The following is a 26,366-nucleotide window of genomic DNA, read 5'->3' on the forward strand; positions in this document are numbered from 1 at the left end:
TGGTCGGGCTAAATCCGAGAAAACTTTTGCTGTAGTCCGCCGAGAATAGTTTGTCAGACAATTGATCCAATTTTACCTGTATATCATTACACGAATGACTTTCTTGACAATTGGTCTTTTTTTCTGCGGTGTGCTGGTGATCTTTCGAACACAGAGGGCAATTACTGTGTGTGTTCGCCCCTTCCATAAGACTTATTACGGTAGTACCGCTACACTGATGCAAATATATAGTCGCTCCACTAGATGTGAAGGAATATAGTATCAACATGGTAAGCGCTAAAAACTGTCTCATCATCACAAAGATACAATGATTAAGACGAATAAAAAAACAAAAAATAATTTGATATTTTGAAATAAACTTACTAGGTTAGATTCCGACAAATATAAAACCTAGATGAATGATGGAAAGTATTCTCAGCACACCGATTGGAGTTTATGCGAGTATAACGGGGTTAATTATTTTAGCCTGTTTACTACTTAAATTTTACGCTAAAGTTATTTCAAAAGTAAGTTAGTGATTAAGGCTACTAAAAAGTCCGTTTGTCGACCTTTTAGTAGCTTTTTATTTTTTTAATTCTCTAACTTTTTAGTTCTCTAACAAAATCCGGAATATACTTTAATGGGTTTTCCTGAGCAAGTATTTTGACAAATGCCGTCCCAACAATGGCACCATTTGCATAGGTCGTTGCTTTTTCAAACGTTTCTTTATTAGAGATTCCGAAACCTATTATAAATGGATTAACAAGATTCATCTCTTTGATTCTATTGAAATAATCCGCTGATTGATTTTTAACTTCAAGCTGTTTACCTGTAGTTGCATTCGAGGATAGCAAGTAGATGAAATTTGTCGTTAGACTGTCTATTTTACGGATACGCTGTTCTGAAGTCTGTGGTGTTACTAAAAAGATATTGCTGACTCCATTTTCTTCGAAAATAGTTTTATACAGCTCTTCGTACTCATACATCGGAAGATCGGGTAAGATGGTGCCGTTCACCCCAACTTCTTTACATGCTTTACAGAAGTTTTCTACACCAAATTGTAAAACGGGATTAAAATAGCCCATTAAGTAAACCGGAATACTGACGTACTTTCTTAAATCTTTTAATTGATCAAAAAGCAGTTTTAAGGTCATCCCGTTTTTTAAAGCAATTTCGGAACTATGTTGTATAGTAGGGCCATCTGCAACCGGATCGGAATAGGGGAAGCCGATTTCTAAAAAATCTACACCCGATTGCTCTAATGTCTTAGCGATTTCTATGGTACTATCCAATGTGGGATAACCCGCTGTAAAATATATGGATAGTAAACCGTTCGAGTTTTTGTTGATTTGCATTTTAAAAAGTAAAAGGTAAACGTAAAAAGTAAGCTTGCTACAAATTAAAGTATTTCATATAATTATCTAAATCCTTGTCGCCGCGACCAGATAAACATACAACCACTGTTTCATCGCCTTTGAAATTCATTTTTTGAAGATAGGCGAGTGCGTGAGAGCTTTCTATTGCCGGAATAATTCCTTCTAATTTCGTCAGTTCCAAGCCTGCCTGCATTGCTTCATCATCCGTCGCACTTACATATTGTCCTCTGCCGCTTTTGAACAACCACGCATGCTGCGGTCCTATTCCCGGGTAGTCAAGCCCCGCAGAGATGGAGTACGGTTCTATCACCTGTCCATCCGTTGTCTGCATCAGTATCGAACGACTTCCGTGCAATACACCTTCTTTTCCTAAGACGGTAGTGGCCGCAGATTCACCGGAGTGTATCCCGTGGCCTGCGGCTTCAACAGCGATAAGTTTGACGTGCTCATCGTCTAAAAAGTGGTAAAACATTCCCGCAGCATTTGATCCTCCCCCTACACAAGCCATTACAACATCCGGAGTAGATTTTCCTGTTTTTTTCAACAATTGCACCTTCGTTTCTTCTGATATAATAGATTGGAAGCGAGCAACTAAATCGGGGTAGGGGTGCGGGCCTACCACAGATCCAATGATGTAATGTGTATCTACGGGATTGTTAATCCAATCTCTTAACGCCTCGTTTGTGGCATCTTTTAACGTTTTGCTGCCTGATTGCGCTGAAACTACGGTCGCCCCCATCATTTTCATTCGGGCTACATTGGGAGCTTGTCGTTGGATATCTATTTCTCCCATGTATACCACACATTCCAGCCCTTTCAGGGCACATACTGTAGCTGTAGCAACACCATGTTGGCCGGCTCCAGTTTCGGCTATGATTCTTTTTTTTCCTAAACGTTCGGCAAGCAGGATCTGCCCAATGGTATTATTAATCTTATGAGCTCCCGTGTGATTTAAATCTTCCCGTTTTAAGAAAATTGTTGCATTATACTTTTTGGATAATCGTTTTGCATGGTAGAGTGGAGAAGGGCGTCCGACGTAATCGGTTAATAATTGTTCAAACTCTTCCTTAAAAGAAGGTTCCTCCATAATCTGAAGATAACGGCTCTGTAATTCTTCCACATTCGGATACAACATCTCGGGAATATATGCTCCCCCAAATGGCCCGTAGTATCCTTTGTCGTTCACTTGATATTTACTCATCTCTTAGTAGTTTCAATGCTTGCGTTAATGTACTTATATTTTTTAGTCCCGGTTCTATTTCAAATTTAGAATTCAAATCCACACCGAATAATCTATCATCGTCGAAATTTTTGGCTTCCTCAATATTGGCTAGTGATAAGCCTCCGCTCAAAAAATACGGTTTGTTGTGGGGGTAATCTGTAAGTTTTTGCCAGTTAAAGCGATGTCCGGTTCCTCCATACGTTGCGCTTTTGGTATCAAATAAAAATAGATCAACGTCATTGAGAAAGGGTTCGACGCTTTCCCATTCGAAATCACCATCAATCCCAAATGCTTTGATGAGTTGGATGCCTGGTTGAGCAAGCTGTTGGCAAAACGCTACATCTTCATCTCCATGTAGCTGTACGGCCTGTAAGGAGCACTCCGCTATTTTGGCCTTTATATGCGCTACACGGTCGTTCACGAATACGCCCGTACGTTTTAGTCCTGAGGTCGATGGCGCAAATGGGATATGATCAACAAAGCGCTTGGACTGTGGATAAAATATGAATCCCATATAGTCGATGGTTAAAGCGGCTACATCGTCAATATTCTGAGGGAGCCTCATTCCGCATACTTTAATCTTTAGATTTCTATTAGCCATTAATCAGCGTTTTAAAACTACGTAAGGCTTTCTTGCCCAATAAAGAACCCTCTGCTTCCTGATAGCAGTCTACAAATGATTTTTTTGGATCAAATGTTTTGATTGCAAAGGCTGCGTTTGTTAATACCACATTATTTTGCGGATCAGTACCTTCTCCGGATATTATCTTGCGAAAAATTGCTGCTGCTTCTTCTACGGTATTTCCTCCATTTAAGTCGTCTGCTTTTAAAGTTTCCAATCCAAGTTCACTCACCTCGTAGTAGTTTTCGCCGGTATTGCTGATGATTTTAAAATCACCCGTTAATGAAATTTCGTCGTATCCATCTAAAGCATGGATAATGCTATATTGTTTCGCTGAATTTTGGTAGAGATATCCATACAGCCTTGCCAGCTCTAGACTAAATACACCGACGGATTGAAATTTAGGGTTAGCAGGATTTGTCAACGGGCCTAGCATGTTAAAAAAAGTCTTTATTCCCAATGCCCTACGGATGGGAGCGACAGTTTTCATAGCCGGATGAAACAAAGGGGCATGGAGGAAACAAATGTTAGCCTGATCCAATTGTTTATTAAGGATGTCGCTATCATTTGTAAAAGTATAGCCTAAGTGTTCCATTACATTGGAAGATCCGCATCCCGATGATACACCGACGTTACCGTGTTTGGCTACATGATAGCCCGCTCCTGCGACGACAAATGAAGCCAATGTTGAAATGTTGAACGTGTTTTTTCCATCTCCTCCGGTTCCGCACATATCGATTAAGTCGTATCCATCGAAATCGACTTTTAAACATAAGTCGTACATGGCATCTCTAAACCCTCCTAACTCTTCTACCCGAATGCTTCTCATCCCGTATGTCGTCATAAAGGCTGCGATCTGATGAGAGTCGTATTTACCTGTAGCAATATTTGTTAGGATATCATAGGCTTCTCTCCGTGAGAAAGATTTATATTCAAATAGGTGTCTTAGTATTTCTTTCATTTTACAAAGTGAAAAGTTGAATTCCCACCCAACCGTCATCCTCCTCAAAAGGGAGGCCAGATAGGGAACAAAAAAAAGGCTCACCCGAAAAGGCAAGCCCGCTATTTTTTGATATGTATCAATTTATGCAATAGGTGTCTGCCACAACATTAACTGTTATGCCACCACCAAGCTTTATATGATACGATCGATTTCATATTCTCTATTATTATCACAAATATCTTATAAGTTTTTTAAAAAAGCAAAATGTATTTTGAAAAAATTAAATTTAATACGTTACAAAATGTGCCAGATTATTCCCTTTAGATACCAATGTAAACGAAGCGATTTTGCCCTTTTCAATATAGATTGCAAGCACCTGTCTTTTTTTATACTGTAAGAAGTACATCTTGTTCGTGTCCAATTCCTCTGGATCGATATCCCGAACCTCTTTGCGTGGCATATTGGCATATGGAATGTAAGTGATATCAGAAATTTGTTTGTACAGCACATTGATACGCACTTCTTCAAGACTCACTTCTAAATAATCGTATGTTTCGCTTGAAGGTTGATCTACTTTTATATATTGGCTTAAAATAACATCTACTGCAATATTCTCGTTTGCAAGATCTGCAATAAAATTTTTTATTAGCTGGATATCGTCCTGCCTTGTTGCGTCTTGATTTTGGGCAAAGATAAAAGGCGATAATAAAGTGAAAATCGATATCAGTAGAATTCTCATGTTTTTTATTTAAAGATATGACAAGTTTTGGAAGAAAAGGATTAGTCCTAAAGTTGTCCTCCTATTTGTTTGTAATCTTTAAAGTATAGGCGCAATCTTTCCAGTTTGGCGGAACACTTCTGACGACTGCCAAATATTCAACTATAACAGTCGAAGTTAGGTAATATATTTTTGAAAATTGAGTAATAAAATAAAAATCGCACTACTGTTAGTGCGATTTTTATGATGGATTAATACTCGTCTTCATTGAAAAAGAAATCGTCCTTAGTCGGATAATCTGGCCAAATTTCCTCAATATTCTCGTAGGGTTCACCGTCATCTTCCAGCGCTTGGAGATTCTCTATTACTTCCACTGGAGCGCCAGAACGAATTCCATAATCGATTAATTCATCTTTTGTTGCAGGCCATGGCGCATCTTCCAAATGCGATGCTAATTCTAGTGTCCAATACATAGTCTTACAATTTGTGTTTTATCTTTTTCGCAAAAATAGTATTTAATTTGACTATATCAAGTTATTTTTAGGGTGGGATAAATCTTTCGGCTTATTTATCTGGTATACAGGTAAATAAAATTTTATTTCCCTGAGTTTATGACGGTTTGATGATCATTGTAGATGTCCCAAAATGATTTCATTTGATGATATACGCTTGTTTGGAGCTGATTACTTGCTTCTGAGGGTAAATTTTGCGTATTTATGGGGGCTAAAACGGTAATGTGGATGGTGCCGGGGCGTGATCCTCTTTTTAATCCGTCGTCCCAAAGTATCTTCCAGGCGTCATGTATAACCACAGGGATAATTTGAACTTGATTTTCGATAGCAATGCGAAATGAGCCGGATTTAAATTCATGGAGCTGAGGAGGGTATTCGTCGTCGATTTTTCCTTCTGGAAAAATGACGATAGTTTTGTGTTCTTTTACCAGTTGATGCACTCGTTTGAACGAACGGAAAGCGGATATTTTACTTTTGCGATCTACGGCAATATCGACGCTCTTAAAAAACATACCCGTAACCGGATTTTTGAGTAATTCTATTTTCCCCATAAACGAAAAAGGTTGCTTACAAAGGTAGCTAATAGCGGTAATATCCAATACGGACGTATGGTTGGGACAAATAACGTATGGTTGCGTCCAGTCGATGGTTGTTTCAAAAGTTACTTTAAATCGAATACCTACAAGCCAGCACGCTAAGAGGCTTATCCATTTGCGTAGAAATACAATTTGATTATAATATTTAGAAGGATGTAAAGTGAGGTAGCGTAGAATGGGATAGGCGAGCAGAAAGAAAAAGGACACAGCACTGTAATATAGGACAGTGTGCGCTTTTTTTAAAAGTTTTACCATAGTGTAAACTTAAAAAGAAAAGTTGGATTTCTTAACAAATAACAGGTGCATCTAACAAGGTAGTTGACTAACAAAAAAACACGTCACTGCGAGGAGGTACGACCCGGCAGTCTTTTTAAGATTGGTTTTTATCAGCCACACAATCCCATACACAGCCCTGATAGAGAAAAGTTCCTTCGGAGCTGCCTTCGGCGGTCGTTGCTGCGCGCCTCGCAATGACGTTAAAACATCTCTTACCTACTTAATTCCGCATAGTGCTTATGGAATAAAGGAATGGTTTCGATTCCCTTTAGATAGTTTTCGATACCATATTTTTCATTCGGAGAATGTAGGTTATCGCTGTCCAATCCAAAACCCAACAATACAGTTTTAATGCCTAATTCTCTTTCGAATAAGGCTACAATAGGGATGGACCCACCGCCACGTGTTGGGATCGGTTTTTTGTTGAAAGTTTCGGTTAAAGCTTTTTCAGCAGCTTTGTATGCGATGCTATCAGTCGGTGTAACCACGGGTTCGCCTCCGTGATGCGGTGTTACCTTCACTTTTATATAATCGGGTGCTATCCCTTCAAAATGATCTTTGAAAAGTTTGGTGATTTTTTCCGAATCTTGATTTGGTACCAAGCGCATCGAAATCTTAGCAAATGCTTTGGAAGGTAGTACTGTTTTTGCACCTTCTCCAATATAGCCGCCCCATATACCATTCACTTCTAGCGTAGGACGAATACCAGTTCGCTCAATTGTTGTGAAACCTTTCTCGCCCCAAATATTAGCGACGCCTAGATCTGATTTGTATTCTTCAATATCAAAAGGAGCTTCATTTAACGCCTTTCTTTCTTCGGTTGTCAATTCGACAACGTCGTCATAAAATCCGGGGATGGCAATATGATTATTCTCATCGTGTAAAGAAGCGATAAGTTTAGCTAAAATTGTCGCAGGATTTGCTATAGCACCGCCGTACACTCCGGAGTGTAGGTCACGGTTAGGCCCCGTTACTTCAACCTCCACATAAGAAAGGCCACGCAAACCAGTTTCTAAAGATGGATTTTCGAGACTGATCATAGAGGTATCGGATATAACGATAACATCTGCCTTCAACCGTTCTTTGTTTTCTTTTACGAAGATGCCTAGGTTTGCAGAGCCAACTTCTTCTTCCCCTTCGATCATGAACTTGATGTTACATGACAGTTGTTCATTTTTTATCATGTATTCAAATGCTTTTACATGCATGTAAAACTGACCTTTGTCATCTGCTGCGCCACGGGCATAGATTTTGCCATCACGAATAGTTGGCTCGAAAGGAGGGGTGTCCCATAGTTCGATAGGGTCTGCAGGTTGTACATCATAGTGACCGTATACTAAAACCGTAGGCAAGGACGGGTCAAAAACTTTTTCACCATATACGATGGGATAACCCGCCGTAGGGCAAATTTCCACATTGTCAGCTCCGGCATCTTTTAGTTTTTGGGCTACGAATCCAGCGGTATTTAATACGCCTTCCTTATACTGTGGATCAGCACTTACTGAAGGAAAACGCAATAATTCAAATAGTTCGTCTAAGAAGCGTTGTTTATTTGCTTCTACATAATCTTTGATATTTTGCATTATAAACGGGTTTTTACAAAGGTAAAGAAATAAATTAGGAAAGTAGATGTAACATTTCGTGCATTCGAGCTACAAATGATATGGAATTTGGATTTTGTTGCATCTTATTAAATAGTAACGGAATTAAAAACTTATTGTTAATTATGGTTAATGTTGTTGCATAGTATAAATCGTTAAATTATTTTCGCTTAAGATTATAGCCTTTGTATGAAAAAAATACTCTTCATTTTGTTGCCGTTCATGTTCAGCAGTTCCGCTTTTTCGCAAATTTTCATAAAAGGCGAAATTGTAGATGAGGCAGATAAAACAAAACTATCGAATGCCACAATTATGCTTTTACAGTCCCGTGATTCTATTTTGGTCGATTTTACCCGATCGGGAGAAAACGGAAAATTTCAATTGATAAAGCCCGATACCGGCTCTTACTTGTTAATCATCTCTTATCCAAAATTTGGAGATTATTATACACCGATTGACGGGAACAAACAAAACGAAGACATTGGTCAGATTGGACTAACCAGTGTGACAAACCTTCTGGAGGAAGTGCTGGTAACGGGTAAAATTCCAATTGTTATTAAAGGGGATACGGTGGAATATGATGCGTCAAGTTTCACGGTGGAAAAGAATGCCAAGGTTGAAGATTTACTTAAAGTGTTGCCGGGGATCTCCGTAGACGCAAGTGGTAAAATTACGGCGCAGGGAAAGACTGTAGAGAAGGTGTTGGTAGACGGGGAGGAGTTTTTCGGCGATGATCCTGTATTGGTAACACGGAATATTCGATCGGATATGGTGGACAAGGTGCAGGTATACGAAAAGAAATCGGATCAAGCGGAACGCACAGGTGTGGATGATGGACAGCGCTCGCAAACGATCAATTTGAAACTCAAAGAGGAAGCCAAACATGGTATTTTTGGTAAGATAGAAGCAGGAGCAGCGACCGATAAGTTTTATTTAGGCCAAATGATGACCAATTATTTTAAAAAATCACTTCGATTATCAGCTTATTTAATTGCAAGTAATAACGGAAAGACAGACCTGTCGGGAGACGAAGCATCTTCGATCGGAAATGAGGATCGAGGAGGGCAGGGGCAATTTTCGGGTGAGGGGCGCCCGGAAGTCTTAAATACCGGGGTGCAGTACGCGGACAAATCGAACAATGGAAGACATTATTGGCATGTAGGATATAAGCTTAATGATGCAAATAATGATATTAACCGCTCTGTGTTTACGCAAAATTCGTTAAGAGATACCGCGTTAATTACGAATAACGATTCGAGAATAAATTCACACAACAATAAGCAGGACATGTACCTGAAATATGAAGCCAAATTCGATTCCTTAACCACCCTGACTGTTTGGGCAGGTGCTTCGCGTACGAAATCAGAATACAATTCATCTTCGGTATCGAAGACCATGAATCAGTTTAACGACAAAATTAACGACAATGAAAGAAATTCCTCGAATACGAATAGAAATGAATCACTAAATGCAAGTACATTGTTTACACGGAAATTCGGAAAAGAGGGCCGTTCTTTATCCTTCTACTACGGTACGAATACCTCAGACGCAGAAAGTGATCAATATATTTACGCGTTAACAAACTATTTTAGAAATAATGAGTTGTTACCTGATTCATTGGATCAAAATAAAGTAAGTGAAAATACCTCTATAAATCACGACGCGAAAGTGACATATTCCGAGCCAATTTTGAAAAATTTGGTGGTATCTTTCGAATACGGGATTACGAATAATTTCAATCAGAATAAGCTTGAGTCTTTTAATAAGAACGAGCAGACGCAGGCTTATGATATACTTGACGATGAATTTAGTAACGACTATGAATATAATACATTTATAAACCGTTACAATGTCGCCTTCAATTATAAGGTCGGCGATGCGTTAAATTTCAACTTCTCTAATGCATTTAACGACAATGAATTATCTCAAAAAAATAATTACGATAATTCAGAATTATCGCGTACATTCTTTACGTATAGTCCACGGATGAATACGAGATACAGCATTACGAAGAACTCCATGTTATCGTTGAATTACCGGGGAGATAATACGCTTCCGAATCTTACACAGATACAGCCGCTACGTTCAAATGAAGACCCTTTAAATGAGTACTTGGGAAACGAAGAGCTAAAGAATTCGTATACGCATAATATGGATATAAACTACTGGGCTTCTAAACTTTTGCAAGGAACATTTTACGGATTTGGCGCGAATGCATCAAGTACAGAGGATGCCCTGATACAAAATGTAATGACCGATAGTCTGGGAAAAAATACTTATATCTGGGATAATTTGAGTATCCGAAATAATCAAAGTTTAAGTTTTTATTCGTGGTATTCGACTTTTCTGCATAAGAAGTATCAGATTAGGCTAGGTGTTAATCCCGGAATCACGATTAACAAAAATTATAATTACGTAAATAGTTTGTTGGCCGCATCGTTAAATCAGACCTACAACATGGGCTTATCCCTACAGCGTAGCACTACAAAGGGATTTGATTTTGACGTAGCTGTCGTGCCAGGTTATACCGTTCGGTCTACCGATTTAAATACGCAGGCAGATAGTAAAGGATTTACGTTTAGCTCTAATAATGCATTGAAATATTATTTACCGATGAAATTTGTCCTTCAGGCTGATCTTAATTACATATATGAAGCGCCTACTGAGGTCTATAGTCAAAAATTTGAACGCTTGTTGTTGAACCCGTCTATTTCTAAAAAATTTTTGAAAGATGAAACGTTGATGTTGACATTGGCTGCCAATGATATCTTAAATCAGAATATAGGATTCTCGAGAGTTCAAAGTGGTGCTCAGCTTACCGAGCGCAGGTATAATACAATAGGGCGGTATTTTATGCTAAAAGTATCTTGGGATATTAATAAAATGTTTGTACAAGCGAATTAAATTGTAACAGCTCTATTGACTGTAGAATTATCCGTGAGGTCCTGGACATTCCACGTGACGTTGAAGAAGTCAAACGAAGCTTACCACGCTCACGAAAGAAATGTACGGTATGATGGATACAATTCTAAAATTTATTTAAAAATATACACGATATGAAATTTATATTATTTGTCAGTCTATTTATATTATGCTTCCATTTTCCATTGAAAGCGCAGTATACTTATTTTCCGCAACAGGGAACAATAAGCTATGAGAAAACGATCTTCATAAAGAATCTGGTAAAACGATATGGTGCGTATGCAAAGGATGAAAATTCAAAACAGATGATGCTCTCACTACTGGATCGACTTCCTGAAAATCATATATTTAAAAAGAAAGCATCATTTTCTGATAAGGAAGTGTTGTTTGAGCACGTAAAAGAGGATTACACTGAATCTGTCCGTATGATGATGCAAATGGGAGTTATCGAATCGGGTATCACCACCTACCAAAATTTGGGAGAGAAGCGTATGAAGTCTTCTTTTGATCTCGGAGGACAATCGATTCTAGTGGATGATCAGATGGTTGGTGTGAAATGGAAGATAACGGATGAATATAGATCAATAGCGGGATATAATTGTCGAAGAGCCAATGGTCTAGTTATGGATTCGATTTACGTTGTTGCATTTTATACAGATGAAATTCCTGTCTCGGCAGGACCTTCTAGTTTTAATGGATTGCCGGGAATGATATTGGGACTGGCGGTACCCGAATTACACTATAATATTTTCGCCACCAAGGTAGATCTGACACCATTAGCACCGGGCGCGTTGGCAATCGGTAAAGTAAAGGCCAAGCCGATGACAAGGAAGGAAGTTTACGACCAGTTGAGCGCAGTTTTAGTAGGTTTTTTAGGAGAGAAGATGTTTAACCTGGTGATGGCCGGATACTATTTATAAAAAGTACATTACGATAGGATAAAAAAACCTGACTTACGCATGTAAGTCAGGTTTTTTATTTCTGATAAACAAGATAATTATTTATCGGTGTTTTTCTTCTCCGTTACTTCGTTACGAATGTCCTGAGCTAAAGTTTTGATTTCTTGTAAACCTTTACGAACGCGTGTACCTGCTGCTGAGTTACCGTTGTTGAAGAATTTGTCCGCATCTGCTTCGATTGAAGCTACCAGTTCTTTTAATTTAGTGTAGTTTTCCATTTTTATTAATATAATTTTAGTTTTCTCTAATTAATTGCTAAGAGGTAATAAATATACAAAATCAACAAATAAAAAAACAATAAAATGTTGTTTTTTTGTATAAAAAGTCATTTTATTAGAATTTATTCTACAATAGTCAATTCATCAATTATGTTTTGAGCCCCGGCAAATTTGTCGATAATGAATAAAACATACCGTACATCAACTGAAATTGTGCGTTGCAATTTAGGGTCAAAAATAACATCACCGGCCATTGCTTCTATATTTCCGTCAAATGCCAATCCGATTAATTCGCCATTTCCATTCAACACCGGAGAACCAGAATTACCGCCAGTAATATCTTGATCGCTCAAGAAATTGACAGACATATGCCCATTCTTATCAGCATAACGTCCAAAATCTTTCTTTTCGTATAAATCAATCAATTTTTGAGGAAGATCAAATTCTTCGTCTTGTGGTTTGTATTTTGCTATCGTACCTTTTAAAGTTGTGTAATTGTTGACTTTAGCGTCGTTTCGTGGATCTTTAGGTAAGGCTCTAATAGTACCATACGTTAAACGTAACGTGCTATTTGCATCCGGATAATATTTTGTCTTAGTATTCATTTCCAAGAAACCTGCTATGTATTTTCTATACGCCGCTTGGTAAGCATCTGCCAATTGATTTTGTTCTGGAGATTGTTCGCGATATTTTGTCATCAATGCATTAGAAATGGCATATAACGGATCCGTATCAATCTTTTGTGCAGATGGGTTTTCCAAGAAAGCAAGCATATTTGCTTCCGAGCCAAATACACTATTGGTAAAATATTGAGCGACCGAACCTTTAAAATTACCATTGTTTTGTTTCGCCAGCTCTGCAATATAAGGAGAAATGTTGCCTCCCTTTGTGCTATATAAATTTAATTCGTCGGCCAAGACATCGATCTCCAATGGAATATGAACTTTTTCATACGTTTCACGTATAGCGCTTTCTAATCTTGGATGCATCTCTTTGCGTTTTTCCGTATTCGCATCTGCGTATTGTTTTAATGCATTTCCTAAGCTAGCTGGTAACGCCGCAAATGTTGACGAACGGAGCATACCGATTAAGTAATTGTCATGACGCGCTTTTTCATTTGTTGCTGCGTAATACCTATTTATTGTTGTGATGACTTCACCGTATTCGGCTTTATTTGCTGTTTTACTTGCCCATTTTTGGAATTTCTTCTCTGCTTTACGTTTCGAGTCTGATGTTTTGTGCTTTGAAAGTGCATCGATCATACCTTGACGATTTTTCCAGTAGTTGGCAACTCCTGAATATTGTGAAGCATAGTTGATCTTAACAGCTTGATCTTGGTCCATATGTTTTTTCATTGCATCCATTCCTACTTTGGACGCTTCTACCCAAGCAGGGTATGCGTAATTCACATTTTGGTCAATCCCTGCGGCAGGCATCCAACGATTCGTACGTCCAGGATATCCTAATATCATCGAGAAATCACCTTCTTTTAATCCTTTGATGCTAATTGGTAGGTGATACTTCGGTTTTAATGGAACATTCTCCGCTGAATAGTCGGCCGGATTGCCATCTTGGTCTGCATAGACCCGGAAGATAGAAAAGTCTCCGGTGTGACGAGGCCATTCCCAATTGTCGGTATCTCCGCCAAATTTACCAATGCTATTAGGAGGAGTGCCCACCAAGCGCACATCATTGAAGTCTTGGTACACAAAATAATAATACTCATTACCATTGTAAAATGATTTTACCGAAACGACATATTTTCCGTTTTCGCTATTTTCTTTCTCAATTTTAGCAATTTCTTGATTAATAATTTTTTCTCTCTCTTTTTCGGGCATCGTATCATTTACCAATCCCAAAATACGCTTAGAAACATCGTCCATACGTACAAAGAAACGTACATATAAGGATTTGGGTTTCAATTCTTCAGCATGGTTCTTCGCCCAAAAACCATTTGTTAGGTAGTCGTGTTCTGGAGTAGATAATTCAGCAATTGCGCCATATCCACAGTGGTGATTAGTAAAGACCAGTCCTGTTGCTGAAACTATTTCCGCTGTACACCCTCCGTTGAATTGAACTATTGCATCTTTTAAGCTAGAGTTGTTTATGCTGTAGATTTCTTCAGCTGTTAATTTCAAGCCTTTTTTCTGCATATCCGCTTCATTTAGCCGTTTCAAATGCATTAAAAACCACATGCCTTCATCGGCCATACTTGTCATGCTTATCGCACATAACACTACTAGTGATAGTATTTTTTTCATTCGTATAAATTATTTATGAGTGCTAGATTTCAAAGTTAAATGAACGCGTTACACTCGGTTTGTTCTTAAAGGTGATGGAACCGTCACGATTTTACATTTCCGTTTCACGCTCATCAATTTTATTTCGGAAGCAAAATTGGCGTAAATACACCGTAAAACAAAATTTTGGTTAATAAAGTTGCTGTTGCAACCTCTTCTTTGCAAAATTTAAATGCACAGATTTACCTATCTTTGTAAAATGCAAGCATCGTTTGAGGATTTTAAGTTAAATAAACAGCTATTAAATGCAATAACCGAGGCAGGTTATTCAATACCGACGGAAATACAAGAGAAAGCTATTCCACCGATTTTAGCGGGACAGGATGTGATGGGCATAGCACAGACGGGTACAGGTAAAACTGCGGCCTTTGTGTTGCCACTTTTGATGAATCTCAAATATGCGCAGGGAAACGATCCACGGGCGCTCATATTAAGTCCTACCCGCGAACTTGCTATTCAGATTGAAGAACATATCCAGCTTTTTTCCGCTTACCTGGATCTGCGTACTATTGTATTATATGGTGGTTTAGGTCCTAAAACGCAAAAGGAATTGCTTGCTAAAGGCTGCGATATTGTTGTCGCTACACCAGGCAGGTTTTTGGATCTATATCTAGCGGGAGATATTAATACAAAGTCGTTAAAAGTGTTGGTGATGGATGAGGCAGACAAAATGGTAGACATGGGCTTTATTGGTAAATTACACCGTATTTTGGAAGTAATACCCCGTAAAAGACAGAATTTACTTTTTTCCGCTACCATGAGCGAATTGGTGCGGAAGATTGCAGGAGATTTTTTGGCGTTTCCAACGGTAATTGAAGTCACAGAGCAAGCGACGCCTGCTCAAACGGTTACACAATCGCTATATCATGTTCCCAACGTTAAGACCAAGATTAATCTGCTTCAGCATCTATTTACAGATGATGAAGCGTACCATCGGGTGATTGTTTTTTGTAAGACCAAGCAAGTTGCCGATAGTGTATTTGCGTTTTTAGAACGCAAGTATGGTGCAAAAAATGTCCGTGTGATCCACGCTAATAAAGGGCAAAATACACGGATCAATTCTATCCATGCTTTTAAGACCGGAGAAATCCGTTTTTTGGTCGCTACGGATGTGGCAGCTAGAGGACTGGATGTGAGCAATGTGAGCCATGTTATTAACTTTGATGTACCTATTGTCATAGAGGATTATGTGCATCGAATCGGCCGTACTGGCAGAGCGTTTAATACAGGAGACGCTATCACATTTTGCAATCCTGCAGAAGAATATTCTATTGCAAAAATTGAAAAGCTGATTCGGCAGCCTATAGAAGTGATCGATTTACCGGAGGATGTTTTTGTAGAAAAAACACCTTTTGACGAACGACAAGCCATTGCCCGTGAAATTGATAGTCAGAAGAAAAAGGAAAATCCTGATTTTCAAGGCGCATTTCATGAGAAGAAATTTATGCTGAAGCACGGCGGTAAAAAAAGAACTGCAGCTTCTGGAACAAAAGGGGGTGGTAAAGGAAGAGTTTCTAGCGGAAAATCGAAATCGTTTAAAAAGAAGTAACATCCATGAAATTGACACCCTTGAATATTACCTTGGCCTGTATCTTGGTCTGGTTTATCTCTGAAATGAATGCCGATACGGAGATGCTGTTTTCCTGGGGATGGTTGATCACATTGATTGCGGTACTTTTGTTAGTGGACGTATTTTTTAGATTAGTTATAAAAGATTTACAACGCATTTGGTTCCTACAGATTGGCTTTATACTAGTAGTAGGTATCGTAATGGTAATATTAAAAATTCAATCATGATACCTACCTGTAGTAGGTGAGGCATCATAAAAAATAAATAGATGAAAAAAGCAGAAATAAAATTAGAAGTAGAATTAGACGATAATAATGTACCTGATACCATTCAATGGTCGTCTACTGATGGACAAAATACGGAATCTTTACCTACGAAGGCCATGTTTTTGGCATTGTGGGACGGACAGTATAAAAATTCGTTACGCATAGATCTTTGGACTAAAGATATGCCCTATGACGAAATGAAACGTTTTTTCTATGAAACTTTACAAACGATGGGCGATTCTTTCTTACGTTCATCCGGAGGTGACCCGATGGCCGAAAAGGTAATCGAGGATTTGAGAGATTACTGTTCACACTTTGCGGAGAAAATGGAAGTGTTAGAGCAACAGAATTAGATATTAGACATGAGATGTAAGATATTAGACATGAGATGCTAGATATTAGATAGGAGAAAAAAAATGAATTACTTTTTGGTCAAATCAGAACCGTTTAAATACAGTTGGGAACAATTCAATAAAGACGGTCAAACGTTTTGGGATGGCGTCCGCAATTATCAGGCTCGCAATAATTTGAAGGCGATGAAAGAAGGCGACCTTGTCTTATTCTATCATAGCAATGAAGGAAAGGAGATTGTAGGGATAGCGAAGGTGATCAAAGAATTTTACCAGGATCCGACTACCGAAGATCCAAAATGGGTAGTTGTCGATTTAGCTCCGGTAGAGACCTTTGAGAAGCCGGTTACACTGGAAGCCATTAAAGCAGACGAATTTCTTCAGGATGTCGCATTGGTACGCCAGGGACGACTTTCTGTAATGCCGTTGAAACCGGAAGAATTTGATCGTATCGTCGCATTGGGGAATTCATAATATTCCCAATGCGATATCGATCCTTTATCCCTTATGATCGAACAGATTAACCAGATTTTTTAATTCTGTCGCGTGTTCAGGATCCAGTTTCCCAGCCAGAATCAAACGTAATTCTCGTCGCTGTAAGGCCTCGTTGTATAGTTTTAATTCGTTTTCGGTTTCTGGTTTCAACAAAGGAATAGCTTTCGGTTTACCTTGCTCGTCCAACGCGACAAAAGTATAATAGGCCTCATTGGATTTCTCGTTCGTACCTTTGGGAAGATTCTGGGCAAACACTTCTAGACGTACCTCCAAAGAGGTGTTAAATGCTCGAGTTACCTGGGCTTTAATGGTAACTACATCCCCGAGTTTTACCGGTCTTTTAAAAGAAACATTATCAACCGATGCGGTAACGACGACGTTATTGCAATGTTTTTGAGCCGCCATAGCCGAACAAATATCCATCCAGTATAGTAAACGTCCGCCCATTAAGTTACCAAACGTATTGGTGTCATTTGGAAGAACGAGTTCATTCATTTCGGTATACGACGCTTTCGCAAATTTTTCCTGCATATTATTCTATACTAATTTCAATTGTTTATCTATCTCTGCCAAGCTGTTTGCTAACGACGTAGGAGTGAACCCTAATTCTTTTTTTGCTTTGTCTAGTACAAAACCAGTCTTCTTGGGACGGTTATCCGCTTGCCCAATCTCTTCTGCGGTTACAGGTGTAATCAAATCAATGTTTAAAGACCAATGATCCGCTACCTTATAGACAATATCAAGTATAGAATACATCTCATCGCCGGATATATGATAAATACCGACTGCATTTTTCTGGACGGCGAGGAGGCAGGCATTCGCCAAATCATCGACCCAGGTAGGCATGCGCCATTGGTCCTGTACAACACGTATTACTTCGTTGTCCTGTAACTTATTTTTAGCCCAAAGGATCAAATTGGAGCGATTCTTATCGGCAATAACACCGTAAACCAATATGGTGCGTAGGATAGCAGCCTTACAGCCCGACTGTATTATCTTTTGTTCTGCAGCAACTTTACTTTTTCCATATGCATTGCACGGGTTCGTCGGAGCAGTTTCCAAATAAGTTCCTTCTTTTCCATCGAAAACGAAATCTGTAGATAAAAAAGTGAGGTGGATATTCTTTTTCTCACAGATTTCGGCTAAAAACTGAACCGTATCAGTATTAAGCTGTTTGCATTCTTCCCAATTATTTTCACAAGCTTCAACACTTGTCGTAGCAGCAGTGTGAACGATATGCGTCGGGGAATACGTGTCGATTAATGTTGCGAGCTCTTTCTGATTTATAAGTGAAAGCTGAACATAATTGTATCCCTTTATATTCGGATTCCTATTCGCGGATTTTGAGGTACACAGCAGCGAATAATCCGTTTTTTGTACAATAAAATCTGTAAGCTTTTGACCTAGAAAACCATTGGATCCTGTTAGAAGGATACGTTTTTCACCGTTTATCAGTTCGTCCATTGAAAGTCCATTTTGCCTTGTTTCATGGAATTGTTTAATACCTCTATTTCCAGCTTTAAAATCGATTCCAATGCATTATAATCAATTTTTTCGGGATCATCCCCTGGTTTGTGGTAATCATCATGCCCCCCCGTATGAAAAAATAAAACAGGAATATTTTTTTTGTAGAAGGAAGTTTGATCGGAACCGCCGTTTCCATCCCTGCTTAAGTTGAATTTTATATCGCTGGTGATCCCTTCAAATATGGTCGGAAATTTAGAGCTGGTACCATAACCAATGATGGCTAGGCCATTATCTGGATTATACCGGCCGATCATATCCATATTGAGCATCCACTGTATATACTCCAGTGGTACGGTCGGATTCTCCGTGAAGTGCTGTGATCCTACTAAGCCCAATTCTTCTGCACCAAAGCCGATAAATAGCATGTTATATGCTTCTCTCTCTTCGTTAGTAGCGAAATATCTTGCTAATTCTAGTAGTCCCGCCACTCCTGAAGCATTGTCGTCTGCACCATTATGTATTTGTCCGACGCCTAACGAGTCCCGTGAACTCCCTTGATGCCCTATGCCTAAGTGATCATAATGGGCTCCAATTATAATGGTGTGAGGTGCACCGTTATCTAAAAATCCAATAATATTGTCGGCTAGACGAATGCTGTCGGGAACGACGACGCGACGAATTTTTGCGGTAAATGTTTGACGGTAGCCTTTTTCGCCTTTGGGTGAGAGCCCGTATTTTTTAAAAAGTTTTTCAATATAATTAGCCGCTTTATTTATTTCCTTAGATCCTGTGCCGCGGCCTTTCATGTTGTCTGAAGCTAAATAGTAAACATGCTTCTTGAGATTCTCCTGCTTGATCTGAGCAGTTAAGTATGTTGGTAGAATCAGCAGAGCTGATAGTAAACTACAGAAAAAACTGATTCTTAAATTTACTTTCACTTTAATCCTCCAAGATCTCGCTATTTACACTCTCTTCTTCGTTGTGCTCTTCTTTAAAGTATCTCTTTTGAAAGAGTAAAATTAAAACTACTCCAACCGAGATAGCGGAATCGGCTACATTAAACACTGGTCGAAAAAACAGGAAGTGTTCTCCTCCCCATATCGGAAACCAGGTTGGAAAGTTCCCTTCGATCAGTGGGAAATAAAGCATATCCACCACTTTGCCATATAGGAATGGAGCATATCCACCTCCTTCGGGAAAAAGAACAGCTTTTGTATAAAAATCACTTTCGCTAAAGATCATACCATAAAATACGCAATCAATAATATTGCCTAATGCACCGGCAAATATCAGGGCTACATTCAGGGTAAAGCCTCTGTGATATTTATTCTTGATCATGTAATGAAGGCCGTAACCGATACCAATAACAGCAATAATACGGAAGATACTTAGAAAGAGTTTACCATATTCGCCACCGAACTCCATTCCATAGGCCATGCCTGGGTTTTCAATGAAATGGATAAGAAATTTATTACCAAGTATCTTGAAATCTTGACCTATCGTCATGTTGAGTTTTACCCAAAATTTTGATATTTGATCAATTAATAGAATAAGAAAGATAAGAGTTATTGGTCGCGTGTAGCCTTTCATGATATAGGATAAAATGGTCTTTGCGCTATTTGAGCAAAGACCATTCAGGTTTCAATTCTTAATATTGTTTGTTTTTTGCTTCGATACTTAATGTTGTATGAGGAACTGCTTTCAAACGTTCTTTTTGAATTAGTTTTCCAGTCTCACGGCAGATGCCGTACGTTTTGTTTTCGATGCGTACCAATGCGGCTTCAAGATTGTCAATGAATTTTTTTTGACGAGCCGCCAACTGGTTTACTTGCTCTTTCTCAAGAGTCGCAGAACCGTCTTCTAAAGTTTTATAGGTTCCAGCTGTATCATCTGTGCCGTTTGCGTTACTGTTGCTTAAAGTTCTTGTTAATGCTAGTAACTCCTCTTTAGCAACACGCAACTTTTCTAAGATAATCGATTTGAATTCTTGTAATTCTGAATCGCTGTATCGTGTTTTCTCTGTGTTAGCCATAACCTAAATTTTTTCGATTAATACCTTTAGTTCTATACCATTTATTTCTATTGTGTCTGACGACGTTAGTGTGTCTACAAAAACAAATGAATCAGCTAATATTTCGGTGCAAATATAAGATAAATTATGTTGTGTAGCCTCTTCTATTTCAATATTTTGGCTCACTAGAACTTTGATTCTATCTGTAACTTCAAAATCCTTTTCTTTCCGAAGATTCTGAACTCGATTTACCAATTCTCTAGCAACACCCTCTTTCTTTAATTCGTCTGTAATCTGCACATCCAGTGCAACGGTCAAGTTTCCTAGATTTGCCACTTGCCAGCCTGCGACATCTTCTGCGATAATTTCCACATCTTCTAAAGAAATGTCGTATGCTGTCCCTGCTAATACATAATTTCCATTTCTTTCAAGTTCGCCAATTTGATCTGCATTCAATGCTTGGATAGCCGTCGTCACCAATTTCATATCCTTACCAACTTTCGCGCCAAGTGCTTTGAAATTAGGTTTTATTTTTTTCTTGATGATGCCGGTTGTGTCGGTAATAAATTCAATAGATTTGATGTTCGTCTCTGAAAGAATAAGGTCCTTTACCTTCTCTACTTTCGCCTGGAATGCACTATCTAAAACAGGTAGTAATATCTTGCTAAGTGGTTGACGCACATTTATTCCCGTTTTCTTGCGCAACGACAAAACTAACGATGAGATGTCTTGTGCCAATGCCATTCTTTCTTCCAAAGCTTTATCCACAAGAAGGGGATTGTAAGATGGGAAATCAGCTAAATGTACGGATTCGAAATTTTCCTTTTTGGTCACCGCATTTAAATCCAAATACAATTGATCGGAAAAAAATGGTGAAACTGGAGACATCAATTTGGCAATAGTGTCCAAACAAGTATACAGTGTCTGATAAGCAGAAATCTTATCTTCCGTATAATCGCCCTTCCAAAAACGACGACGACACAAACGTACATACCAATTGCTCAAATGTTCGTCGACAAATGTTTGGATAGCCCGGGTTGCTTTGGTCGGTTCGTAATCCGCATAATAATCGTCTACTTCTTTGCTTAAGCTATTCAGAAGTGATAATATCCAGCGATCAATTTCTGGACGGTTTTCGTTTGCAACATCCGGTTCTACATAGTTGAAATTGTCAATATTCGCATATAAGGCAAAGAAAGCATATGTATTATATAATGTTCCGAAGAATTTACGTCGTACTTCATCCAGTCCTTCCTCATTAAACTTTAAGTTGTCCCAAGGTGCTGCATTGCTAATCATGTACCAACGCGTGGCATCGGCACTGTATTTTTCAATTGTAGCAAATGGATCTACTCCATTACCAAGGCGCTTAGACATTTTGTTGCCATTCTTGTCTAACACAAGTCCATTAGATACGACATTTTTAAAAGCTACAGAACCTCGAATCATGGTGGAGATCGCGTGCAAGGTAAAGAACCATCCTCTGGTTTGATCTACACCCTCGGCAATGAAATCCGCCGGAAAAGCGTGGTTATACTCCTCTTTGAAGGGCAATTTATCTCCATTAGCTAATTTATTGTGATCCAAGCCCCATTGCGCATAAGGCATCGCACCGGAGTCAAACCAAACATCGATCAGATCTGGCTCGCGAAACATTTTTTGTCCTCCGTCAGATACTAAGACCAGATGGTCGACATATGGCCGGTGTAAGTCTAAATCCGTGGTGTCAAATTTTGCTAAATATGCTGTATTGACTGCTTTCTCATTTTCCGAAAGTACATCAGATGCAATGGATGCTTCTAGATATTTTTTTAATTCCGGCATGGAGCCAATACAGATTTCTTCGTTTTCGTCTTCCGAACGCCAGATGGGCAATGGGGTGCCCCAGTAACGCGAACGTGATAAGTTCCAGTCTACCAAATTTTCCAACCAGTTGCCAAATCGACCAGATCCTGTAGCTTCTGGTTTCCAGTTTATGGTTTTATTTAGGGCCACCATTTCTTCTTTCATGGCTGTTGTACGGATAAACCAGCTATCTAGGGGATAATACAATACCGGTTTGTCTGTGCGCCAACAGTGTGGATAGGTGTGCTCGTATTTTTTTACATCGAAGGCTTTGTTGTCCTCTTTTAATTTGATGGCAATTAAAACATCCGTCGGACGGAAATCTTTTTCAGCGCGTTCGGCATCTGAATAGTATTCTTCTTTCACAAAACGTCCCGCAAAATCCGTGATTTCTTTCACGAAACGACCTGTACGGTCTACCGTCGGTACGTCTTTTCCATTTTCATCCTTAACAAAAATACCCGGAACGTCATTTTCCTTTGCAACTCTAAAGTCGTCTCCACCATATGTAGGGGCAGCATGAACAATACCTGTACCATCCTCTGTGGTTACGAAGTCACCTGCAATTACCCGGAATGCTTTCTCTAATAACTCTTCGTTTGTTATATAGGGTAGTAGTTGTTCGTAACGTAATCCAAGAAGCTCTTCACCTACAAATTCTGCCGCTATTTCCCAAGGAATAGTTTTGTCTCCAAGATTGTAGTCCTGAAAAGAAATTTGTTGACCTTCAGCCTTAAAATGCTTGCTGATTAGGTTTTTTGCTAAAATTACGGAAACCGGTGATCCGGTGTATTGATTGAATGTTTTGATTTTAACGTATTCGATTTTCTTCCCTACTACCAAGGCTGTGTTGCTTGGTAATGTCCAAGGTGTGGTCGTCCAGGCAATAAAAGCAACATCTTCTTCTTCGGTTTCGACCAAAGTCGAGATCAGTGGATGGATTTGATCTTTTACTAAGCGAAATTCGGCAACAATCGTCGTGTCTTTTACATCTTTATAGGTGCCGGGTTGGTTCAACTCATGCGAGCTTAGCCCCGTGCCGGCAGCAGGGGAGTAGGGCTGTATGGTATATCCCTTGTACAGAAGGCCTTTGTTGTACAGCTCCTTCAACAAATACCATAATGTCTCGATGTACTCATTCTGATAGGTGATATATGGATTCTCAAGATCTACCCAGTAGCCCATTTTTTCTGTTAGGTCATTCCATACATCCGTGTATTTCATCACCTCTTTACGGCAGGCCGCATTATATTCTTCAACAGATATTTTTTTACCGATATCTTCTTTCGTGATGCCCAATGTCTTTTCAACAGCCAATTCAATCGGAAGCCCGTGTGTATCCCATCCGCCTTTACGTTTTACCTGAAAGCCTTTCAATGTTTTGTAACGGCAAAAAATATCTTTTATACTACGCGCCATTACATGGTGAATTCCGGGCATACCATTTGCGGACGGTGGACCCTCGTAAAAAGTATACGGTTTACTTGCAGGACGGTTTAAAACACTTTTTGCGAAAATGTCCTGAACTTCCCAACGCTTCAATACTTCTTTCCCGATTTCCGGTAAATTTAACTGCTTATATTCCTTGTACATTACGTAAATTAAATGTCTGTTTTTAAGGTTGCAAAGTTAATGATTATTAAGGAAAGGTGAAAGAAAAGAACTGCGATTGCTGTCAAGATTCTTCAGGTGTTATTTTTTTTAGCTCTATTTATGGAATTGTTGCTTTCGGTACATCATGTACGAAATTTATACCCCTGCGTTATGATGAAAATTAATTATTTATTTAGCCTGACACTGCTGCTGTTTTCGACGTCTTGTTTGAGTAGTTTAATAAAGTCGGGGACATCTTCGTCGTCGTTTTCTGTACAACAAGTCCGATCATTAGACACGTTGCGTTTGCACCGATCTGCAACAGAATATCCAATCGATGAATTGTTGGAGCCACCAAAAGAATTGTTGGAGCGCGTTAGCTCTTTGGATCTTTTTCGAAAGCTTAAGTCGGGCGAAGTCGAAAAATATGCGCCTATACCGGATAGTATTGTTTATTTTGGTAATCAACCTTTTCTATTGGGGATGCTTAAAGCCTATCAGGAGCATAGGCCTATTGTGATTTCTCCGGATATAATTTGGTTATTGATTGAACAGGGGTTTGCGAGACATATTGCATTTCATGGCGAAAAATTTAGAGACAGGCTTGTCGGTTTCGATGGTAAACGGGAGCTGACCGTTGTGGTGGATAGTAGGCAGGTAAAACTTGGGAATAAGGACAGTGATTGGGAGCAGGTTTTTCCGCAGTTTGTCGATCAAATATTAACGTATACGGGCGAGGATTATGTTAGGAATTTACGGGCGGATTTTTCGACATCAAATGAGATAAGTAAAATTGCCTCCGAAATAGTACTGATGGAGTCGGTTAAGATTTATTTTGATTATAAGATGATGATGATCGGATGTGGCATATCATCCGTTACGATAGAAGGAACAGTAGCCGATTGGAAAAAAATTCTGGACAAGATAGATTACATGGAAACATTTGATTTGGCGTGGTGGACAAAAGAATTGAAACCAATTATTCAGGAAATTGTGAAAACGAAAGAAGGTAAGCTGGATAAAGAGTTTTGGAAAAATATGGTGCAATTACAGCGCAAAGCTGTTTATTCACCTCATGAGACAATCGATGGGTGGATTACTAAATTTTATCCGTTCAATGATAAAGGGGAACGCCGGAACCTCGACCCGATAACGCACGCGAGTTCCATCGCGGCTGAATATGTAAAAGTACCGTTTATAATGGAAGACCGAGCCTCTGGGGTACAATATGCTATGGAATTTTGGGCTGGGTTGTTTGGAATGGAGCAAGATGCCGTCAACTACAGGCTAAGGCCAGTTGTCGGTTGGGCTATTGCCCATAATACGGAAAGTACGATTGCTACTCCTCCGAAGGATAATTACGATGATGTGAGTTTAAAAAATATTACGGAGATACCCCGACAGTTCTTTGCCCTCAAAAGTATAGACCGCTTGGTCATTGGTTTCGTTGGAAAAGTAAATATTCCTGATGAAATAAAACGTATAAAAATAAAGAAAATGATGGTAACAGGCGAGATCTCTGTTGAAGAGGAGAAGCGTTTGAAAGAACTATTGCCGGACACCTGGCTGTTTGTTAATGATCGCGAAATATAAACATTAGATCGGGGAATGTGCTGAATTTCCACTTAACGAAATAAAGTGCTTATATTTATTGGATGTTAAATTTATTGACATGAAAGATAACGCGCTGACTAAAAATATTTTATATGGTCAGATATGTGCTTGTTTGTTTTTAATACTTGCAATTCTATACGTTCGCTATTATACTTGTCTTCCAGAAATAGTAAGTACACTATTTGGAGTGGTTCACAATTTGGCTATGATTCCAGTGCTGGGGTTTTTGCTTTTTTCGTTCGGATATGGAGTGTTTCAGCTTCTTTTTAAAAGAAGATATAGCCTTACGAATGCGGTAGTTGCAATTTTAGGGGTTATATCGGTAGGCTTCATTGTCTTCGAATTTCTCACAGTCTAACACAGCACAAAAACCAGAAAATTTTTGTGCTGCGTTTTTAACGTCGTAAGATTGGTTTCCTTCGGAGCTGCTTCGCGGTCACCATCGTTCCTCCTGTTCGCAATGATGACGACGTTGTGTTTTTAAGCGGAAAAACTACTTCCACAACCGCAGGTGCTAGATGCATTTGGGTTATTGAAAGTAAATCCTCTGGCGTCGAGTCCGTTTTTAAAATCGACCTCCATGCCAGCTAAATATAGTCCATGTGCTTTATTCATAAACACACGGATTCCAGCTATTTCGTATTCCGAGTCACCATCTTTCTTTTGGTCAAATCCCAAGATATAGCTCATTCCCGAGCACCCTCCGCCTTCCACGCCTAAGCGTAGGCCGAAGTCAGATCCCAGTTCTTGTTGATCGATTAATTTTTTTAGCTCTGAAACTGCTCCCGAAGTTAATGTGACTGGTGCAGCGGCGGATATGTTATCTATAGTCATTTCTTACCTTTCCGATGGTGTATAGTTAAACAAAAATACATATTTTTAGCCGAAATATTTGACATCACTGATTTTTG

General features: G+C 39.1%; 24 protein-coding genes. 7 read left to right on the plus strand and 17 right to left on the minus strand.

Annotated features, from left to right (window positions below):
* Positions 1 to 578: 578 nt before the first annotated feature.
* From trpA to C4F40_RS02645, 8 genes are all read right to left on the minus strand, one after another.
* Complete coding sequence (gene trpA / locus C4F40_RS02610) at positions 579 to 1,334, minus strand: tryptophan synthase subunit alpha (RefSeq protein WP_196937830.1); 756 nt, start codon at positions 1,332 to 1,334, stop codon at positions 579 to 581.
* A gap of 37 nt (positions 1,335 to 1,371) precedes the next feature.
* Positions 1,372 to 2,556, minus strand: coding sequence for a tryptophan synthase subunit beta (trpB, locus tag C4F40_RS02615; protein ID WP_196937831.1), 1,185 nt, complete (start codon positions 2,554 to 2,556; stop codon positions 1,372 to 1,374).
* On the minus strand, positions 2,549 to 3,178 hold the full coding sequence (locus C4F40_RS02620; RefSeq protein ID WP_196937832.1) for a phosphoribosylanthranilate isomerase: 630 nt from the start codon (positions 3,176 to 3,178) through the stop codon (positions 2,549 to 2,551). The genes trpB and C4F40_RS02620 overlap by 8 nt, the downstream gene beginning before the upstream one ends.
* Positions 3,171 to 4,160, minus strand: a complete 990-nt coding sequence (gene trpD / locus C4F40_RS02625) for an anthranilate phosphoribosyltransferase (RefSeq protein WP_196937833.1) — start codon at positions 4,158 to 4,160, stop codon at positions 3,171 to 3,173. The genes C4F40_RS02620 and trpD overlap by 8 nt, the downstream gene beginning before the upstream one ends.
* 268 nt (positions 4,161 to 4,428) lie before the next feature.
* Positions 4,429 to 4,881, minus strand: coding sequence for a hypothetical protein (locus C4F40_RS02630; RefSeq protein ID WP_196937834.1), 453 nt, complete (start codon positions 4,879 to 4,881; stop codon positions 4,429 to 4,431).
* Between the two features lie 230 nt (positions 4,882 to 5,111).
* Positions 5,112 to 5,333, minus strand: coding sequence for a DUF2795 domain-containing protein (locus C4F40_RS02635; RefSeq protein WP_017258669.1), 222 nt, complete (start codon positions 5,331 to 5,333; stop codon positions 5,112 to 5,114).
* A 122-nt stretch (positions 5,334 to 5,455) separates the two neighbouring features.
* Positions 5,456 to 6,223: a lysophospholipid acyltransferase family protein gene (locus C4F40_RS02640; RefSeq protein ID WP_196937835.1), complete on the minus strand. Its 768-nt coding sequence runs from the start codon at positions 6,221 to 6,223 to the stop codon at positions 5,456 to 5,458.
* A 233-nt stretch (positions 6,224 to 6,456) separates the two neighbouring features.
* Positions 6,457 to 7,827, minus strand: coding sequence for a dipeptidase (locus C4F40_RS02645; RefSeq protein WP_196937836.1), 1,371 nt, complete (start codon positions 7,825 to 7,827; stop codon positions 6,457 to 6,459).
* 207 nt (positions 7,828 to 8,034) lie between these two features.
* On the opposite strand from C4F40_RS02645, the gene C4F40_RS02650 reads away from it, so the two are divergent.
* Positions 8,035 to 10,749, plus strand: coding sequence for an outer membrane beta-barrel protein (locus C4F40_RS02650; protein ID WP_196937837.1), 2,715 nt, complete (start codon positions 8,035 to 8,037; stop codon positions 10,747 to 10,749).
* 152 nt (positions 10,750 to 10,901) lie between these two features.
* Complete coding sequence (locus C4F40_RS02655; RefSeq protein WP_196937838.1) at positions 10,902 to 11,687, plus strand: GLPGLI family protein; 786 nt, start codon at positions 10,902 to 10,904, stop codon at positions 11,685 to 11,687.
* Positions 11,688 to 11,764: 77 nt separating this feature from the next.
* On the opposite strand, the gene C4F40_RS02660 is transcribed toward C4F40_RS02655, so the two are convergent.
* Positions 11,765 to 11,944 (minus strand): histone H1, encoded by a 180-nt coding sequence (locus C4F40_RS02660; protein WP_196937839.1) that lies wholly within the window; start codon positions 11,942 to 11,944, stop codon positions 11,765 to 11,767.
* Between the two features lie 122 nt (positions 11,945 to 12,066).
* Entirely contained in the window at positions 12,067 to 14,205 is a 2,139-nt protein-coding gene (locus C4F40_RS02665; RefSeq protein ID WP_196937840.1) for a S46 family peptidase, read from the minus strand.
* Between the two features lie 238 nt (positions 14,206 to 14,443).
* On the opposite strand from C4F40_RS02665, the gene C4F40_RS02670 reads away from it, so the two are divergent.
* The 4 genes from C4F40_RS02670 (at position 14,444) to C4F40_RS02685 (ending at position 16,904) form a co-directional block, all read left to right on the plus strand.
* Complete coding sequence (locus C4F40_RS02670) at positions 14,444 to 15,793, plus strand: DEAD/DEAH box helicase (RefSeq protein ID WP_196937841.1); 1,350 nt, start codon at positions 14,444 to 14,446, stop codon at positions 15,791 to 15,793.
* A 5-nt stretch (positions 15,794 to 15,798) separates the two neighbouring features.
* Positions 15,799 to 16,041, plus strand: coding sequence for a hypothetical protein (locus C4F40_RS02675; protein ID WP_196937842.1), 243 nt, complete (start codon positions 15,799 to 15,801; stop codon positions 16,039 to 16,041).
* A 41-nt stretch (positions 16,042 to 16,082) separates the two neighbouring features.
* A complete protein-coding gene (gene gldC / locus C4F40_RS02680) occupies positions 16,083 to 16,433 on the plus strand; it encodes a gliding motility protein GldC (protein ID WP_196937843.1) in 351 nt (116 codons plus the stop codon).
* Between the two features lie 63 nt (positions 16,434 to 16,496).
* Positions 16,497 to 16,904 (plus strand): EVE domain-containing protein, encoded by a 408-nt coding sequence (locus tag C4F40_RS02685; RefSeq protein ID WP_196937844.1) that lies wholly within the window; start codon positions 16,497 to 16,499, stop codon positions 16,902 to 16,904.
* Positions 16,905 to 16,928: 24 nt separating this feature from the next.
* Here C4F40_RS02685 and C4F40_RS02690 read toward each other — a convergent pair whose 3' ends face one another.
* From C4F40_RS02690 to ileS, 6 genes are read right to left on the minus strand one after another with little or no spacing between them, the layout of a single operon-like run.
* A complete protein-coding gene (locus C4F40_RS02690; protein ID WP_196937845.1) occupies positions 16,929 to 17,456 on the minus strand; it encodes an acyl-CoA thioesterase in 528 nt (175 codons plus the stop codon).
* Between the two features lie 6 nt (positions 17,457 to 17,462).
* Positions 17,463 to 18,389, minus strand: coding sequence for an SDR family oxidoreductase (locus C4F40_RS02695; protein WP_196937846.1), 927 nt, complete (start codon positions 18,387 to 18,389; stop codon positions 17,463 to 17,465).
* The gene (locus C4F40_RS02700; RefSeq protein WP_231389898.1) at positions 18,377 to 19,330 is read right to left on the minus strand and encodes a M20/M25/M40 family metallo-hydrolase; all 954 of its coding nucleotides are present in this window, start codon (positions 19,328 to 19,330) and stop codon (positions 18,377 to 18,379) included. The genes C4F40_RS02695 and C4F40_RS02700 overlap by 13 nt, the downstream gene beginning before the upstream one ends.
* Position 19,331: 1 nt before the next feature.
* On the minus strand, positions 19,332 to 19,982 hold the full coding sequence (locus C4F40_RS02705) for a lipoprotein signal peptidase (RefSeq protein WP_196937847.1): 651 nt from the start codon (positions 19,980 to 19,982) through the stop codon (positions 19,332 to 19,334).
* Positions 19,983 to 20,040: 58 nt separating this feature from the next.
* Positions 20,041 to 20,424, minus strand: coding sequence for a TraR/DksA family transcriptional regulator (locus tag C4F40_RS02710; protein ID WP_136819508.1), 384 nt, complete (start codon positions 20,422 to 20,424; stop codon positions 20,041 to 20,043).
* 3 nt (positions 20,425 to 20,427) lie between these two features.
* Positions 20,428 to 23,841: an isoleucine--tRNA ligase gene (ileS, locus tag C4F40_RS02715; protein ID WP_196937848.1), complete on the minus strand. Its 3,414-nt coding sequence runs from the start codon at positions 23,839 to 23,841 to the stop codon at positions 20,428 to 20,430.
* A gap of 171 nt (positions 23,842 to 24,012) precedes the next feature.
* Between ileS and C4F40_RS02720 the strand changes: the two genes are divergently transcribed.
* Positions 24,013 to 25,434, plus strand: a complete 1,422-nt coding sequence (locus C4F40_RS02720) for a DUF4419 domain-containing protein (RefSeq protein WP_196937849.1) — start codon at positions 24,013 to 24,015, stop codon at positions 25,432 to 25,434.
* Positions 25,435 to 25,935: 501 nt separating this feature from the next.
* Here C4F40_RS02720 and C4F40_RS02725 read toward each other — a convergent pair.
* Positions 25,936 to 26,289, minus strand: coding sequence for a HesB/IscA family protein (locus tag C4F40_RS02725; protein WP_196937850.1), 354 nt, complete (start codon positions 26,287 to 26,289; stop codon positions 25,936 to 25,938).
* Positions 26,290 to 26,366: the final 77 nt, after the last annotated feature.

It is taken from the genome of Sphingobacterium pedocola (genome assembly GCF_015209965.1).
GTDB lineage: Bacteria > Bacteroidota > Bacteroidia > Sphingobacteriales > Sphingobacteriaceae > Sphingobacterium > Sphingobacterium pedocola.

Bases quoted from the DNA above. Each gene is read 5' to 3' on its own strand.
- trpA (WP_196937830.1), bottom strand. From the start codon at position 1,334: ATGCAAATCAACAAAAACTCGAACGGTTTACTATCCATATATTTTACA.
- trpB (WP_196937831.1), bottom strand. From the start codon at position 2,556: ATGAGTAAATATCAAGTGAACGACAAAGGATACTACGGGCCATTTGGG.
- C4F40_RS02620 (WP_196937832.1), bottom strand. From the start codon at position 3,178: ATGGCTAATAGAAATCTAAAGATTAAAGTATGCGGAATGAGGCTCCCT.
- trpD (WP_196937833.1), bottom strand. From the start codon at position 4,160: ATGAAAGAAATACTAAGACACCTATTTGAATATAAATCTTTCTCACGG.
- C4F40_RS02630 (WP_196937834.1), bottom strand. From the start codon at position 4,881: ATGAGAATTCTACTGATATCGATTTTCACTTTATTATCGCCTTTTATC.
- C4F40_RS02635 (WP_017258669.1), bottom strand. From the start codon at position 5,333: ATGTATTGGACACTAGAATTAGCATCGCATTTGGAAGATGCGCCATGG.
- C4F40_RS02640 (WP_196937835.1), bottom strand. From the start codon at position 6,223: ATGGTAAAACTTTTAAAAAAAGCGCACACTGTCCTATATTACAGTGCT.
- C4F40_RS02645 (WP_196937836.1), bottom strand. From the start codon at position 7,827: ATGCAAAATATCAAAGATTATGTAGAAGCAAATAAACAACGCTTCTTA.
- C4F40_RS02650 (WP_196937837.1), top strand. From the start codon at position 8,035: ATGAAAAAAATACTCTTCATTTTGTTGCCGTTCATGTTCAGCAGTTCC.
- C4F40_RS02655 (WP_196937838.1), top strand. From the start codon at position 10,902: ATGAAATTTATATTATTTGTCAGTCTATTTATATTATGCTTCCATTTT.
- C4F40_RS02660 (WP_196937839.1), bottom strand. From the start codon at position 11,944: ATGGAAAACTACACTAAATTAAAAGAACTGGTAGCTTCAATCGAAGCA.
- C4F40_RS02665 (WP_196937840.1), bottom strand. From the start codon at position 14,205: ATGAAAAAAATACTATCACTAGTAGTGTTATGTGCGATAAGCATGACA.
- C4F40_RS02670 (WP_196937841.1), top strand. From the start codon at position 14,444: ATGCAAGCATCGTTTGAGGATTTTAAGTTAAATAAACAGCTATTAAAT.
- C4F40_RS02675 (WP_196937842.1), top strand. From the start codon at position 15,799: ATGAAATTGACACCCTTGAATATTACCTTGGCCTGTATCTTGGTCTGG.
- gldC (WP_196937843.1), top strand. From the start codon at position 16,083: ATGAAAAAAGCAGAAATAAAATTAGAAGTAGAATTAGACGATAATAAT.
- C4F40_RS02685 (WP_196937844.1), top strand. From the start codon at position 16,497: ATGAATTACTTTTTGGTCAAATCAGAACCGTTTAAATACAGTTGGGAA.
- C4F40_RS02690 (WP_196937845.1), bottom strand. From the start codon at position 17,456: ATGCAGGAAAAATTTGCGAAAGCGTCGTATACCGAAATGAATGAACTC.
- C4F40_RS02695 (WP_196937846.1), bottom strand. From the start codon at position 18,389: ATGGACGAACTGATAAACGGTGAAAAACGTATCCTTCTAACAGGATCC.
- C4F40_RS02705 (WP_196937847.1), bottom strand. From the start codon at position 19,982: ATGAAAGGCTACACGCGACCAATAACTCTTATCTTTCTTATTCTATTA.
- C4F40_RS02710 (WP_136819508.1), bottom strand. From the start codon at position 20,424: ATGGCTAACACAGAGAAAACACGATACAGCGATTCAGAATTACAAGAA.
- ileS (WP_196937848.1), bottom strand. From the start codon at position 23,841: ATGTACAAGGAATATAAGCAGTTAAATTTACCGGAAATCGGGAAAGAA.
- C4F40_RS02720 (WP_196937849.1), top strand. From the start codon at position 24,013: ATGATGAAAATTAATTATTTATTTAGCCTGACACTGCTGCTGTTTTCG.
- C4F40_RS02725 (WP_196937850.1), bottom strand. From the start codon at position 26,289: ATGACTATAGATAACATATCCGCCGCTGCACCAGTCACATTAACTTCG.